The 12,915-nt window shown below is 38.4% G+C and carries 15 protein-coding genes and 1 pseudogene; all 16 read right to left on the reverse strand.

Annotated elements, in window-relative coordinates:
* A pseudogene (locus DW996_RS12640) lies at positions 1-225 on the reverse strand (H-NS histone family protein); the annotation flags it as partial.
* Positions 226-371: 146 nt separating this feature from the next.
* Complete coding sequence (locus DW996_RS12645) at positions 372-1,046, reverse strand: hypothetical protein (protein WP_118536154.1); 675 nt, start codon at positions 1,044-1,046, stop codon at positions 372-374.
* Between the two features lie 53 nt (positions 1,047-1,099).
* Positions 1,100-1,624 (reverse strand): hypothetical protein, encoded by a 525-nt coding sequence (locus tag DW996_RS12650; protein ID WP_118193029.1) that lies wholly within the window; start codon positions 1,622-1,624, stop codon positions 1,100-1,102.
* 64 nt (positions 1,625-1,688) lie between these two features.
* The gene (locus DW996_RS12655) at positions 1,689-2,462 is read right to left on the reverse strand and encodes a DUF6033 family protein (protein WP_118193028.1); all 774 of its coding nucleotides are present in this window, start codon (positions 2,460-2,462) and stop codon (positions 1,689-1,691) included.
* A gap of 188 nt (positions 2,463-2,650) precedes the next feature.
* The gene (locus DW996_RS12660; protein ID WP_118193027.1) at positions 2,651-2,800 is read right to left on the reverse strand and encodes a cyclic lactone autoinducer peptide; all 150 of its coding nucleotides are present in this window, start codon (positions 2,798-2,800) and stop codon (positions 2,651-2,653) included.
* 25 nt (positions 2,801-2,825) lie between these two features.
* Complete coding sequence (locus DW996_RS12665; RefSeq protein WP_243098779.1) at positions 2,826-4,277, reverse strand: hypothetical protein; 1,452 nt, start codon at positions 4,275-4,277, stop codon at positions 2,826-2,828.
* Between the two features lie 146 nt (positions 4,278-4,423).
* A complete protein-coding gene (locus DW996_RS13505; RefSeq protein ID WP_243000856.1) occupies positions 4,424-4,567 on the reverse strand; it encodes a hypothetical protein in 144 nt (47 codons plus the stop codon).
* A 124-nt stretch (positions 4,568-4,691) separates the two neighbouring features.
* Positions 4,692-5,417, reverse strand: coding sequence for a hypothetical protein (locus DW996_RS12675; RefSeq protein WP_117830880.1), 726 nt, complete (start codon positions 5,415-5,417; stop codon positions 4,692-4,694).
* Positions 5,418-5,664: 247 nt separating this feature from the next.
* Positions 5,665-6,252, reverse strand: coding sequence for a hypothetical protein (locus DW996_RS12680; RefSeq protein ID WP_055171087.1), 588 nt, complete (start codon positions 6,250-6,252; stop codon positions 5,665-5,667).
* Between the two features lie 9 nt (positions 6,253-6,261).
* Positions 6,262-6,846, reverse strand: coding sequence for a hypothetical protein (locus tag DW996_RS12685; protein ID WP_015517456.1), 585 nt, complete (start codon positions 6,844-6,846; stop codon positions 6,262-6,264).
* 118 nt (positions 6,847-6,964) lie between these two features.
* Entirely contained in the window at positions 6,965-7,621 is a 657-nt protein-coding gene (locus tag DW996_RS12690; RefSeq protein ID WP_118536156.1) for a DUF3879 family protein, read from the reverse strand.
* Between the two features lie 42 nt (positions 7,622-7,663).
* Positions 7,664-8,332, reverse strand: a complete 669-nt coding sequence (locus tag DW996_RS12695) for a hypothetical protein (RefSeq protein WP_055274289.1) — start codon at positions 8,330-8,332, stop codon at positions 7,664-7,666.
* A gap of 191 nt (positions 8,333-8,523) precedes the next feature.
* Positions 8,524-9,780: a sensor histidine kinase gene (locus DW996_RS12700; protein WP_118536158.1), complete on the reverse strand. Its 1,257-nt coding sequence runs from the start codon at positions 9,778-9,780 to the stop codon at positions 8,524-8,526.
* A 1-nt stretch (position 9,781) separates the two neighbouring features.
* Complete coding sequence (locus DW996_RS12705; RefSeq protein ID WP_243098780.1) at positions 9,782-10,489, reverse strand: LytR/AlgR family response regulator transcription factor; 708 nt, start codon at positions 10,487-10,489, stop codon at positions 9,782-9,784.
* Between the two features lie 365 nt (positions 10,490-10,854).
* Positions 10,855-11,565, reverse strand: a complete 711-nt coding sequence (locus tag DW996_RS12710; RefSeq protein WP_118327427.1) for a DUF6040 family protein — start codon at positions 11,563-11,565, stop codon at positions 10,855-10,857.
* Positions 11,543-12,915, reverse strand: a 1,373-nt coding sequence (locus DW996_RS12715; protein ID WP_118536162.1) for a MobA/MobL family protein, incomplete at its 5' end; no start/stop codon positions are given. The genes DW996_RS12715 and DW996_RS12710, both read right to left, overlap by 23 nt.

Genomic DNA, 12,915 nt, shown 5'->3' on the forward strand with positions numbered 1-12,915 from the left:
TTTCTCAGCAATTTCATCCTGCTCCTGTTTATCTACTCTATATGACGCGTTATATTTTAATGCCTCATAGATTTCTTGAACATTTGCATATTTGTTAACTGCTGCACCATCCGGTACCTCTAATACTTCCTTTTGTTGAAAAGTATGTGACTGGTTATATTTTGAACCAGGTTTTCTTCCTGCATAAATATTGCTATTTACAGCGGTATTTACCATATTTACCATATTTATAATCCCCCCTGTAGCGGTATCTCCTTCCCATAATTATTACATAAAAGTATAAATGAATCTATTTATACTCAAATGTTCCAGCTTTTACTTTCTTGCATTCCCAACAGGTAGTCTTGAACATACTTCTGGTCAACTACATTTTATGCTAGAATTCTCTGATCAAGTGCTTGTCGCTGTGCCTTTTGGTCGATATGCTTTTCCAGCATCATCTTCTGCATAAGTTCCCGCTTTTGGCGTTCACTTGCCACATACTCGCTGTCCCTCTTGCGCTGTGCGGCTCTACGGTCAGCATAGGTACGATCAGAATGATAAAATGAACCTTTTGCCTTCTTATCAGCCAAATCCTTTTTAGCGGCTTTGGTTGCTGCACTATCATCATGGTAAACATGTGCCCCGTAGCAAGTTGCTCCAGCTCCTGTAATTGTTGTTGTAACATGGACACCAAATGGAAGCCCATGAGAAGCTCTTGCATCTGCACGAAGCCAATCCATAATTTCTTTGCGATAGGCGGGATCTTCCTTCATTCTTTTGAATCCATCTTCTGTGATATGTACAGAATTGGACAAAATAGCCGAGGAGTTCATTTTATCAATTTCAGCCAGTTCCTCATAGATTTCCTGCTTGAACGCTGCCATCTCATCAACTTCGGATACTTCTTTTGTTGCCGCTGTCTTATCTGTTTGGCTTGTTGCCTGTGCGCTTGTGTTCTGTACCATCTGAGAAAAATCCTGCATTTTCACTATGCCTGCTTTTTGCTTCATACCAGAAGAACGATATGCCAACATTGCGGCACTGGAATATCCACTAATCTGCATAGCTATAACCTCCTTTATATCAATATTTTCTACTATATTCAAATAACTAAGCACTATTTATGCTTACTGTTTGCATTTAGATAAGTATTCATATTTCGCATATAAAACATCTGCAAATCATACCTTCCTAATTTATTCATATCCCGAATAACCTTTTCAAAGCTGGATATAAGGTCGCATCTGTCATTTAATCCCATACACCCGGTTTCTGGTGGAAAAGAACTGAGACTATTTCCCCTATCGACGTTATAATATGCCTCCAAAGCACTCATTTCGACATAAGAAGCATTTCTCAAATCAATATCGTTAATATTAATTTTTTCTTCAAATTCTTTTCCATTTTCGTCAATCCCTTTGGCTATCACTACAGGATTATCCTCCGTTGACTCTTCTGCATACTTAATATAAAACGAAAGACCTGTTCCATTTCCACCTGAAAACAACATATCATCCGTCTTTAAATACACTTTTACCGATGTCTGAGAAAATTCCTCATTTCCGACAGCAGATGTTTTGCTATTGTTTTGTCGCTTTCCAAATACTTCCGGTGCACTTTGCACTCCCGAACCAATACGCATTTAATTACCTCCTAGTATAATATTATATATCGATTATTATAAGTTGATATAGTCAGTAAAGTCCTCAATTATCAATTGTACTTTTTATTATGTTTTCATTAAAAGTATTGGCAATATTTTCATAAGCAGCTATGGCAACCGCCCTATCTACTTCCGATAATACATTAACAGCCGATATATTATCATCAAAAGCCGCATCTTTTTTACTCTTTTGCATATTAATCTCTTCTATCTGTCTGCGCTTTTCTGCCGCCTCCTCACTGCGCTCTAAATATTGTCTACGCCGTTTAGCCTTCTCTTCATCTTCAGCTTTCATTTGCGCCTCTATCTTTGCTTTTTTTTCTGGTGAAACATCTCCACAAACATAATAGTGTGCAGTTCCATCCGGGTGAATAACCATACCATAAGATTGAATCTCAAACCCCCCGACTGCCATCTGCGCCTTCACAGTTGACTGCGAAGCAAAAAAATCCTGTATCATCTTTTCGTAATAAGCTGCTTTTTTGGGATCATTTGCCATTGTTTCCAAAACATTGGGTGCAATCACAATATTATTCATCCCATATGTCCCCGTCCCCAATGAATCCATACTCTTTTGATCACTTCCAACATTTTGGATCATTATATTCCCATATTTAGCCTTTAAATATTCAGTGTAGGTATCTACTTTTGAAACACTATTTTCATTTGGCTTCTGTACTTTCTCTGTATTATCACCCTCTTTAGCAGATAAAATCTTATTGAAATCTAAATGATTGGCTTGCCCTGTCGTCTTATTCTGTTGATACCTATAATTCTGATTATAAGCATTAACTGAATTTTCAACGCTTAATCCCATATTAACTCCTTTCCACGGTTCTTCTGTCAGTCAGAACCGTACCTGCTCTCTCCATCCGAAGCCCAAGCAGTAACCTTTAATTGATTTATTGGAGTAAGATAACCCTTTTGGAGTTATCTTACTCCTTTTGTTTTGCCATTACGATAATCACAACCGCAACACTCCACAAAATATTTCATTATTCTGACCTAGTTTCCCCTTTTCTTCTGTCTTTTCGGCTGGTGATAAATCGCTGAACACTCTGCCGTCCTGCCAAGAACTGTTTTTTCCACTTCATTCCGGGCAATTCTCTCCACTACTTTCAATACCTTGATTGTAATCTTTTCTGCTTTCTTCATCTTACCTTTACCTCCTGATGTTGTATCATAATACTTTTCTGAAACTGTACTCATACATATCCGAATACATGTTATCATGCGGTTGGGGCGTCAGCCTTCTGTCCAATGCCGCCATATCCACCGTAAAACCGCTGTCTGCCACAGAGAAAGCGCCATTGCTGAATTGAAACTCCGAAGTAAAATCGGGAATCCCCAGATCACCGCTTGTCCTGTTATGTCCTATAATATTTATCAATGCATCCTTTATCCGCTCTATCTTGGCATTGTCTTTTGTTTTGTTGATCAGATTAGCGGCTTTTTCCGGCAACCCGCCAATTTTTCCGTCCGGTGTCAGATAAAGGTTCTCCAGAGAAATATCTTCTCCCGTAACCCCTTTTAAGTAACGCCTGACTTCCTGCACATCCGTGGCATACTGATAGGTATTAGACGACAGATTTCCCACACTGTCAGCAATTCCTGTGTAATACTGATACATCCGGTCACTGTACTTTTCTTCTACCAGTTTCTGAACCTGTTCCCGGACTTCTTTATCTTCGATACCGCTCACTGTTACATTCCCATTGCTTTCAATCTTTATCTGCATTCCATCCAGCTCATCACGTGAGATACCTTTGCTTTCCAGATCCTTTACAAAATCCTCGGAAAAATCATGTTTCAGTTCCGCCTTCTGCTGTGCTTTCTCAAAATCTTTCAGGTTGGCAAAAATTTTCACATACTCCATTTCCACATCATCCAGTGTCTTTCCTTCTGCCATGTCCTGCAACAATTCATCCACTGTGCGCCCGCCTTTGTATTTCTTTTCTTCCGGCAGACTTTCAAACTGCTTCTGGTGGAGTTTCTCCATTTCTTTTGTATAATTTTTCTCTGTATCCATCAGGACTTCATTATATTTGTCGAGGCATTCCCTCCAATTTTCATCTTTCCGGCTGTATGCACCGTGAAGGTTCCCGAATGCCTCCCTTATGGCATCGGTCTTTTCCTGTTCTTTATTTTCCGTAACCTTGAAACTGATTTTATAATAATCATCTGGAGAAACTTCTTCCCCATTTTTGTTTTCTATTTTGATACAATATTTATTGGTATTTGTATCCCAGTTCGGGATGGTCAGTGTTTTCCGTCCTTCCCCATCCCATTCTGCCTTTCCGACCTGATTGCCATATTCATCATATAAGGTGAGGTCATAATCGCAGCCTTCCGGCATGTCCATATAGATTTGGACACCGAAGTAATTCTGTATCGTCCGGTTAAAAGGGATGGAAAAGTTGTAGAAATCCACATCCTTTTTATCGCTGAGACTTCCTTTCAGACTGCTGGTTTCGTCCTTGATCAGAAAATCCAGATCCAGAAATGTACTTTCCTTCTTGTCAGAAACCTCATAAGTAGTATGCTGTCTGCGATAAGTGTCATTGCTGCCAAGTGTACAGGTATCCTCTTGAAGTGTCATATTTTTCTTCAGTTTTCCTTCAAAAAATGCCACTGTTTCCTTCCCTGACATGAAAAAAATTGGTTTTTGGCGAAATGCCGCACCATATGTAGAATGATTACTGTTTATTTCCATTTCTTATCCTTCCTCCCGAAAAATATCTTACCTGCATTCTTATGCTTTCCTGTCAAAAGATGAGCCTACTGTATAACAGGATTATCTGGTAAAATAATACTGCTTTTCTCATATGCTGCCGCCGCCAACTGGCTATTTAGATATTCGTTTTGTACAGCTTTTCGTCTTGCCTGTGCTCTTTTTACTGCTTCCTTTTCCTGTTCTTTCATAAGTTCTTCCATTCTTTCGTGGCGCTTCTCCCACCAAGATTCTCCGTCATTCGCTGTTTCTGATCCACTCTTTCCTACTGGACCTGCATAACCGTAACATTCTTCTGGTGACGCTCCAATAACATCAAAACTGATTTTGATTATGATGAATCATTGTATATTTTTCCTTAAATGATGTGATTGCACCATACATTTTCTCAGTTAAATTTTCTGGGATTTCGTCCTTTCCCTTTGTTTTCTGTTCCCCAATGTAATCTGACGCTAATGCAGACCTTGATGTAATTTTTGAAATTTTATTCATTTCTTCACCGATAATTCCACGGGCATGCTGATTTGTTGTCTCCATTGTCACAAAGTCATCCACTGTTTTTTTATATGCTACATCTAAATTGCTTAATTCTTCATCCCGTGTAAGCTTACGAGTTCCATTTTCATCAGCTACATATATTTCTCTGGTTCCATTTTCATAGCCCTTCACAATTTCATCATATAATTCTGCGTATGCTTTAACATAATTATTTGCCTTGTCAGTAATATTTAAGGCACTTTTTCCTGTATCAACATTTTGATTCTGCTGTGCTGCCTTCTTTTGAATTTCATAACTATAATCAATATCACTGATTTTTTTACTCGCTAACAGTTCCTTTCTTTGAACCACATCATCATATTTTTCCTGTCCACTCTGCTGTATACGATTACGATAATACTCCAATCCCTCATTAGAAATCGAAAGCTTCACTGATTGCCCCACTGTATGTTTTTCGTTTGTCTGACTATTTCCTTTCTGTACTTTATCAGTATTTTTTTCCATTATTGAATTCGTATTATTCATGTAATTAGATATTTTCATATTGTCACCTCAATTTCCATATTTATACAATGTCATTGACGGATAACGTCTGGTGAATGTCAAAGAATTTGATCCTACTGCATAATCATAATAATAATTAAAACTTTCTATATCTATTAACTTACCTGTTGACGGATCAATAATAACTGTCACGGCTTTAAAGTCCTGCCACAAATTATTCTCTTTATATGCCCCTGTGCATCTGCAATGAACACTGTAGAAGTTACTGTTATTTTAATTGCATACTTCATGCCTTCATATCAAAATTATCTTGCAATATTATGTTTTCACCTACACTACCAGTCTTTTCTTCACTATTTAGTGCTTTTCTCGCCTCACTAAATGCCTCATAATATGTCATTTTTAATGCTGAATGAACCTGTGACTCTGCTTTTGTTTCTTTTTCCTGCCAGCCTACTCCCCCTGTATAGGTCAAAACTTCTTCGCCCTCTTCATTGTATACATGAATTGCCGAGCCTGTCCCTGTTCCCTGATATTTTGCCTCATAAGGTATTCCAAACAGCATACAGAGCCATTTTTTGTCTGCTTCCTCAACTTCTTTCATTGCTGACATATTACCTGAATTCATTGATTGACTAAACTTTCCAATTAAAGCAGCTCTATTCGGGGCTACTTTGCTTACTTCCGTCTTTCTCAAATTCATAAATGCATTTCCCATATATACATTGTCCTGTGCATCTTTTTTTGCCAGATCAACAATCTTCTCTTTTAAAGAATCCGTTAATTTCCATTTGTTTTTTTTAGAAGATTTAGAAACATTTTTATTCGATGTGTTCCACACTTTTGCTGTGCTATAATTATTTGATATTTCCATTTAATTGAATCACCTCTCTGTTCTGTCATTTATGTAATCATACAATTCCTTATATGACAGATAACCTGATAAGTTGTTCGAATCATATTGTAACTGCATAAATTCTTTAATCATGCTCATATAGTCTTTCTTTTCATTTATGCTGTCAGAATCATAAGTGATGTTGCCATTCACACCACCAGCCGCATTCATGAAATCTCCAAAAGCATTTTTCGTAAAGCCTTCTACATCACTATATGTTGTATATGCAAGCATTTCCAAATAACTTGCATTTCTTGGATCAACATCATTTATCTGTACATTTGTATCTGTGTAATTTCCTTCTTTGTCCCAATATCTTACCCTGTATTCTGGGTTTGCCGAATCATATGCATCTGATTTATATACAGATGCACTACTGCCATCCGGAAATCCTACTGCTGTTAATGCATTTCCACTATCTTCTGTTCCCGACATATGTAATGTAATATTAGAAGATGTACTGCTTACATTTGATAACAAACCGGAATTCATACCGTTCGCTTTCGCAGTGTTTCTTTTTGTTCCTGTATAATAATTTGAATAATTATAACCGTTAATTCCTGCTATACTCATTTTCGTTTCCTCCAATTATTTTCATTCCTCTGTCATTCGGAATCTACTCACTCTCCATAACGGTCCAAAGACCATGCCTTTACAGGATAATCACAAGAAAGTACCCGACAAAAGCATACTATATTTTTATATCTACTGACTTCTTTCCACTCTCAACATACTCTCTCGTAATGCCATCCAATGCGCCAGCCGGTATTGGTTTACCAGCTCTCCATGTAGGATCTGCGGCTTTTGCAGCTTCTGCAAATGCCTGTCTGTATTGATGTTCATATTGTTCCATTGTCCAGCCTGCTGATAAGCGGTCATCCTTATCCATTTTTCTGTATAAATTGTTATATACACTCTCCCTTTTGGTAGTATCACCATTTAAAGTACCGTTTTCATTTAAGAATTCTTTCTTTGCCAGTTCATACATTTCTTCTTTGCTACTATCCGGAATTAATATGATCCTTTTTCTCGAACTTTCATTTTCATCTGTCACTAAAAGTCCTGCCAGTCCATTTACAGGGTTGATATAATCTCCATCCTTGTCATAATGACTCATCAGATTTTTTATTCCCTGAATATTGCCATACATTGCACCATTTCCAGCAGACATCATTTGTTTTACTGCGGCTTTATATTGTTTGCTGTTTGTGTTAATCCCGGCAGCTTTTAACTTGGACTGAACAGAACTGCTGTTCAACTGGGACAACTGAAAACTGCCTATTGCATTTACTCCTGATGTCCCAAATGATTTTTGAAACAAAAAAGCATAATCCGTTATTTTTGACATAAAACATCCTCCCATATTAAACCTGTTATCTTACCTATATCCTTACGCTTTCCTATCAAAAGACGTTTTCTCTTCCAAATAGTTCGGCAGTTCTTTCAATTCTGAGCTTTGGGCATTCTTTTGCGTATGGTATTCATTGAAGTAAATTCCGTAAAATTCTCTTTCCTTTTCCCGCTCAGCCGGAGTTCTTTCGCATCCCCATCCATAACTATCTCCCAGATAGGTCAACACTTTTGTTCCTTGATAAGAAATGTCGGCACCATATCCTTCGCCTGTCAGAATCGGACATTCCAGTGTGCCTCCTCCCGCCAGAGCAAACTTCTTTTGCGCAAGGTTGTTATTTTTCCCCTCTGCCCTCTCCAGAAAATCGAGCAATGATAATTCTCCGATTCCTTTGCATTTCGGATTACCATTTTGACTTTTTACCGCATTTTTAGCCTGCTGATATAATGCCTTTCTGTCAGGGGATACATCGGATATGTATTCTGCACATAACCTTGTTCTCTGCCTGTGAATAGATTCTAATTCCGTTTTACTCGTAGTGTTGGCAGCTCTCTGAGCCAGTTCCTTAATCTCAGAGACAAACTCTGCCTGTGACTTATTGCTTTTCCCTGCACTTGGAATCATAGACCAATCAGGTTCTCCACTTCTCAGCGATTCACTATATTTTGTAATGGCAGAACTCGTTGCATTTGAAATCGATATTCCCATGAATTCACCTCATATTTTCTACCTTCTCTGCATATATTTTAACCTCTATATATACTTATCCATTTATCATATTCATTCTTTAAAATTCTCATAACATACTTATTTCCTCTATTTTTTTATCGGATAAAATAACCTGTTCTCCTAGTCCCATGTCATCAAACGACCATATTACGCATACAAAGACCATCTCTTTACAAGATGACCACTGCCTTAAATTCATTTTCATCGCAGGAAAGCACCATATCACCGCCATATTTATCCACAACTGCTTTTACATTTAACAATCCAATACCGTGATGATCCCCTCTTTTGCTCTTTATCGTATCATTTTCAATTTCCACCTTTTCTGTCACCGGATTTCTTACCGCAAATATCAGTTTATGTTCTTCGCACTCTAATTTCAGATGAATGACCGCTTTTCCGGTATTTTTCAGTACCTTTTCACTCTCCCGGATTGCATTATCCAATAAATTGGAAAGCAGAATCACAATCTCTTCCTCTTCCAGACAAATCTCCTGCAGATCCCCTACTTTTAGGATCACTGCTATGTGCTTCTCCTGCATGCTGCGGTATTTCTGGTTTAAAATAGCATTCACCACTGGATGATTCGTATTTATCGCCGACATCTCGACTGCTATGCTCTCTGTCAGTTTCTGCGTAAATGAAAGTGCCTCATCTATGTGTCCATTCTTTATCAACGTTTGGATCGTAGAAAGCTGATTTTTATAATCGTGCATTTTTCTTCGCTGACGCTCATAGATTTCTTCCCGGTCCTGATAATCTGCAATACGATTTTTCTGATTTTGTTCCGTAAGTACCGCAATTTTTATTCTCTCTTCTTTTTCAATGGTATTCTGCATGAACTCCATAAGGATAAGGTTAATCGCAACCAGTCCCACCGAAAGAAATAAAAATACATTCTGCATGTCATCGTTTTCTGAATAAAACATAAGAATGAAACCGACCACCGTAAATACAGGAACACAGAAAAACTGAAACCACTCTTTTCCTGTAATCAGACCGTAGCTTTTTCTTGTCTTGCTAAATCTTCTGATAAACAACATCAGAATGATAAAAGCCGTCTTTGATATCAGTGCCTGTAAAAACCATTTTTCTTGGATTGAACCTCCTCTTCCCAGCAAAACAGTCACATAATCAATCAATACAAGCATTGTATAGTTGATGATTGAAAACAAAAAACTCTGCCGGAAGGAGACCTCATAATAAGCCAGATTCAGGAAAGACATAACCAGTATAATCGGGATACATTTTAACATTCCGATCCATGCCCCTGTGACTGTTGCCAGATAAAGCGCTCCACAATAAACAAAAAATCTGTATCTGTTCCTATACCTGCCATCTCTTTTTTCCATAAAAGTATCAAAAAAGTATAGCGTTCCTTTTACTTCCAGCATTTCCGCAATAAATGCCAATACCCAGAATGTCATGTTATTCTTCTCCCTTATACAGCATATATTCCCTCTTTACCTGTGCATATCGTGCCTTGGGAACCGGAATCTTTTTTCCCGTGGTAAGTGTCATCACATAACCGCTGATTTTTGTGATGTACCTCATATTTACAAGAAAACTTAGATGTGCCCGCACGAATCCCATATCCTTGAATTCATTTTCCAGTTCATCCAGTTTTTTATAAATCTGAAATGTCCCTTTTTCTGTATAAAATACATTTTTGTGAAGCTCTGTTTCTATATAAATGATGTCATCTGCATAAAGTTTTATCGTTCCTTCCACAAAACGAAATTCGAGAATTCTACGGTTTTTATTAATTTCTGCTATCAAATCATCCATACATTCTTCTATAGTACCTGCAAGGTTATCTTTCAGCAGAAAACGGCTTGCTTTCACCTTATATCCATCCAGTGCGTAATTCATGTATGCCGTCACCAGCACAACTGGAAGTTTTGGATATTTTTCTTTAATCCTCATAGCTGTTTTCAGCCCATCCATCCCCTGCATATTGATATCCAGAAATAATAGCTGACACGCTTCCAAAGCTGATTGTTCTTCGCATAACTGTTCTCCGGATTCATATTCTGTAATAGCAAACTCATAATTCTTTTTTTCACCATAGTCTGACAGCAAATCTGACAGATTTTTTCTGTCATCTATCCTGTCATCACAAATAATAATGTTCATATTTTTCATTCCTGTCTTTGATTTCTCTCATGCCTGTAAACCATACAAGTCTCACCTAGCACTCTTTATTATATCAAACAAATCTTCCGCTCGATCATTCTCCGCATCAAATGACTATTTTTCGCATAGAACGACTATCTCCTATAGAAACGCAGAAGCACTGTATCTCAAACTCTTTGAAATACAATGCTTCCCTGCATTTTGTATATCGTCATGTTGATATTATTACTTTACTATCCAACACACTCTCTGGGAGTGACTGTATCTATCAAAAAAGAAGCCAGCAGTTTATTCACGCACTGCTGACTTCCTATAATACTACTCATTTTATTTACTTCGTTGCGTCTCAGACAATTTTTTTATTTTTAAACATAACCTCTGTTTTCCCGCCATCCCTTTACATACCACCTGATTCCAACATATACCAGTTGCACGAATAATAAGAGAAATAGCAGATTGATTGGCAATACTGCCTTTATCCAATCCCCAAAGTAGATAGCTATTGCCATACTTACAAGTATCACCATTATGGTAATCATATCCCAACAGTATTTCTTATATAGCCCTGCAATCTTTATTCCGATGAATGCCAAAAGTATTCCCGCACCCACCAGACATCCACCACAAACCAGTATTCTTATCAGCCAGTATACAATTCCGGCAATGACTGGATTGGATATTCCATCACTAATCTGTGCCATGTTCTTTCCTGTCAGTACAACCCAGCCAGCAATGGTCTGTGTAAAAGTTGCGATTGTAGCAAAGAATACCACGCAATCAGAAATAAATATTTTTGACCGTATCATCTGAAAAAGAGTAGTTGATACGGAATACCATATCAGCAGAAACATCAATGCTTCATACATGGCAGTTTTTGTTTTATATCTGCCTGCCAGTTTTTTTCTCTGTGTATCATACCTTTCCTTAGCTTTCAGATAAGCTGTCTGTTTACAATTCCCGCACTTTTGATAGAGCACCGGCTTTTCAACCGGTATCTCTACTTTTTTCTGATGGGAGAGTGCATAATCCCGTTCCTGTTCTGCCTGTCTCTGCTTATCTCGACATTCCTCTATCATGGCTTGAACGGTGTGCGTTTTCTCTTTCTCGCTCTGCAATAATTCTTTTGTTTTCCTCAAGTCGTTCTTTAAGGCTTGAATGTTCTCTGTTTTGTTCTCGCTGTTTAACTTCTCGTTCAAGGTCAGCGATTCGTCGAGCTGCACTTTCAGTTCCCGGATAGTCCGGTCTTTCTGGTCGAGTTCTTCCTGCATCTGCTCCGTCAGCAGTAGCAATTCTTCCAGTTGATCGTCGCTCTTTGAGTTTCTTAATTCGTTCATCAATCAACCTTCCTTTCTCTAATTGCTGTTCAAGTTCAGTAATTCGCTGTTCTGTTTCTGCAATAATCGATTCTCGTTGTTTAACTTCTGTGCTAATTCCTGCCATTGCTGATTTTCTGTCGTGAGTTTCCCTATCCTGTCTGCCTGTTTCTCCAACAGTGTCAGCAGTTCTTCTGTATCCGGCAAGATTTGAAGAAGCTCTGACAATCCGCTCTCTAATTGCTGCAATCGTTCTTCCTGCTCCTGAAAGCACATCAGCTTCTCGTCCTTTTCCTGTATCTCCTGAAGCATCTCTGCCATGATATTCTGCTGTTCCTCTATCCGTGTAATCATTGCTTCCATCATGGGAATTACTTCTTTGCTTTCTTCTAATGTCATTCAACCACTCCCTCCACATCGACAATGCACCGGATACCTTACCAAAGGTTGCAATTACCTTTTGCAGTAGTGCATTTTGTTTTTTAATCATCTGATTTTCTCCGACCTTCCATGAACCTTTCCTTATCTGTCCGGTGAGATATTTTTCCTCAATCATTCTTGCGTCTGCACCCTCATGGATAGTAGGGACTTTTAATTTGCCCTGTCTTTCATAAGAGCGGTGGTCAATCTGATTGTCTATGGATAAATGCCGGTTACACGTCTTTGCCCATTCGCTTCGCCATAACTCACAATTCTTTGGATTGTTCCAGCCGGTAGCGTCGGTCAGAACCCGTTTCCATTGTTTTCTGTTTCTTGCCCCAACTTTCTGTACTCCGTTTTCATCAAGTACTGGAATACGGATTCCATGACGGTCAGGATTTTTCTTATCCTGCCACCAGTCCGGGTGGGTTTCATCAACTACGATATTTCCGTCAGTATCTCTGACAAAATCCCAGTCCTTGACTTCTTTGTTGCCCCATGAGTGATCCAGATTGAATGGTCGCATGGTTACAAGTAAATGCACATGTGGGTTTCCATCACCCTTATCGTGTATGCTCCAGTCAGCACACATTCCCTTGTCCACGAAAGTTTTTTGAATATATTCGGTTGTATAATCAATCTGTTCCTGTCTGCTCCATTCTTTCGGCAGGGAAAATTCAAATGAGCGTCCAA

The organism is Roseburia sp. AM51-8 (assembly GCF_003478275.1).
Taxonomy (GTDB): Bacteria; Bacillota; Clostridia; order Lachnospirales; family Lachnospiraceae; genus Pararoseburia; species Pararoseburia lenta.

Bases quoted from the DNA above. Each gene is read 5' to 3' on its own strand.
- DW996_RS12650 (WP_118193029.1), bottom strand. From the start codon at position 1,624: ATGCGTATTGGTTCGGGAGTGCAAAGTGCACCGGAAGTATTTGGAAAG.
- DW996_RS12645 (WP_118536154.1), bottom strand. From the start codon at position 1,046: ATGCAGATTAGTGGATATTCCAGTGCCGCAATGTTGGCATATCGTTCT.
- DW996_RS12710 (WP_118327427.1), bottom strand. From the start codon at position 11,565: ATGATAGAGGAATGTCGAGATAAGCAGAGACAGGCAGAACAGGAACGG.
- DW996_RS13505 (WP_243000856.1), bottom strand. From the start codon at position 4,567: ATGAAAGAACAGGAAAAGGAAGCAGTAAAAAGAGCACAGGCAAGACGA.
- DW996_RS12700 (WP_118536158.1), bottom strand. From the start codon at position 9,780: ATGACATTCTGGGTATTGGCATTTATTGCGGAAATGCTGGAAGTAAAA.
- DW996_RS12675 (WP_117830880.1), bottom strand. From the start codon at position 5,417: ATGAAAATATCTAATTACATGAATAATACGAATTCAATAATGGAAAAA.
- DW996_RS12655 (WP_118193028.1), bottom strand. From the start codon at position 2,462: ATGGGATTAAGCGTTGAAAATTCAGTTAATGCTTATAATCAGAATTAT.
- DW996_RS12695 (WP_055274289.1), bottom strand. From the start codon at position 8,332: ATGGGAATATCGATTTCAAATGCAACGAGTTCTGCCATTACAAAATAT.
- DW996_RS12660 (WP_118193027.1), bottom strand. From the start codon at position 2,800: ATGAAGAAAGCAGAAAAGATTACAATCAAGGTATTGAAAGTAGTGGAG.
- DW996_RS12705 (WP_243098780.1), bottom strand. From the start codon at position 10,489: ATGAACATTATTATTTGTGATGACAGGATAGATGACAGAAAAAATCTG.
- DW996_RS12685 (WP_015517456.1), bottom strand. From the start codon at position 6,846: ATGAGTATAGCAGGAATTAACGGTTATAATTATTCAAATTATTATACA.
- DW996_RS12680 (WP_055171087.1), bottom strand. From the start codon at position 6,252: ATGGAAATATCAAATAATTATAGCACAGCAAAAGTGTGGAACACATCG.
- DW996_RS12690 (WP_118536156.1), bottom strand. From the start codon at position 7,621: ATGTCAAAAATAACGGATTATGCTTTTTTGTTTCAAAAATCATTTGGG.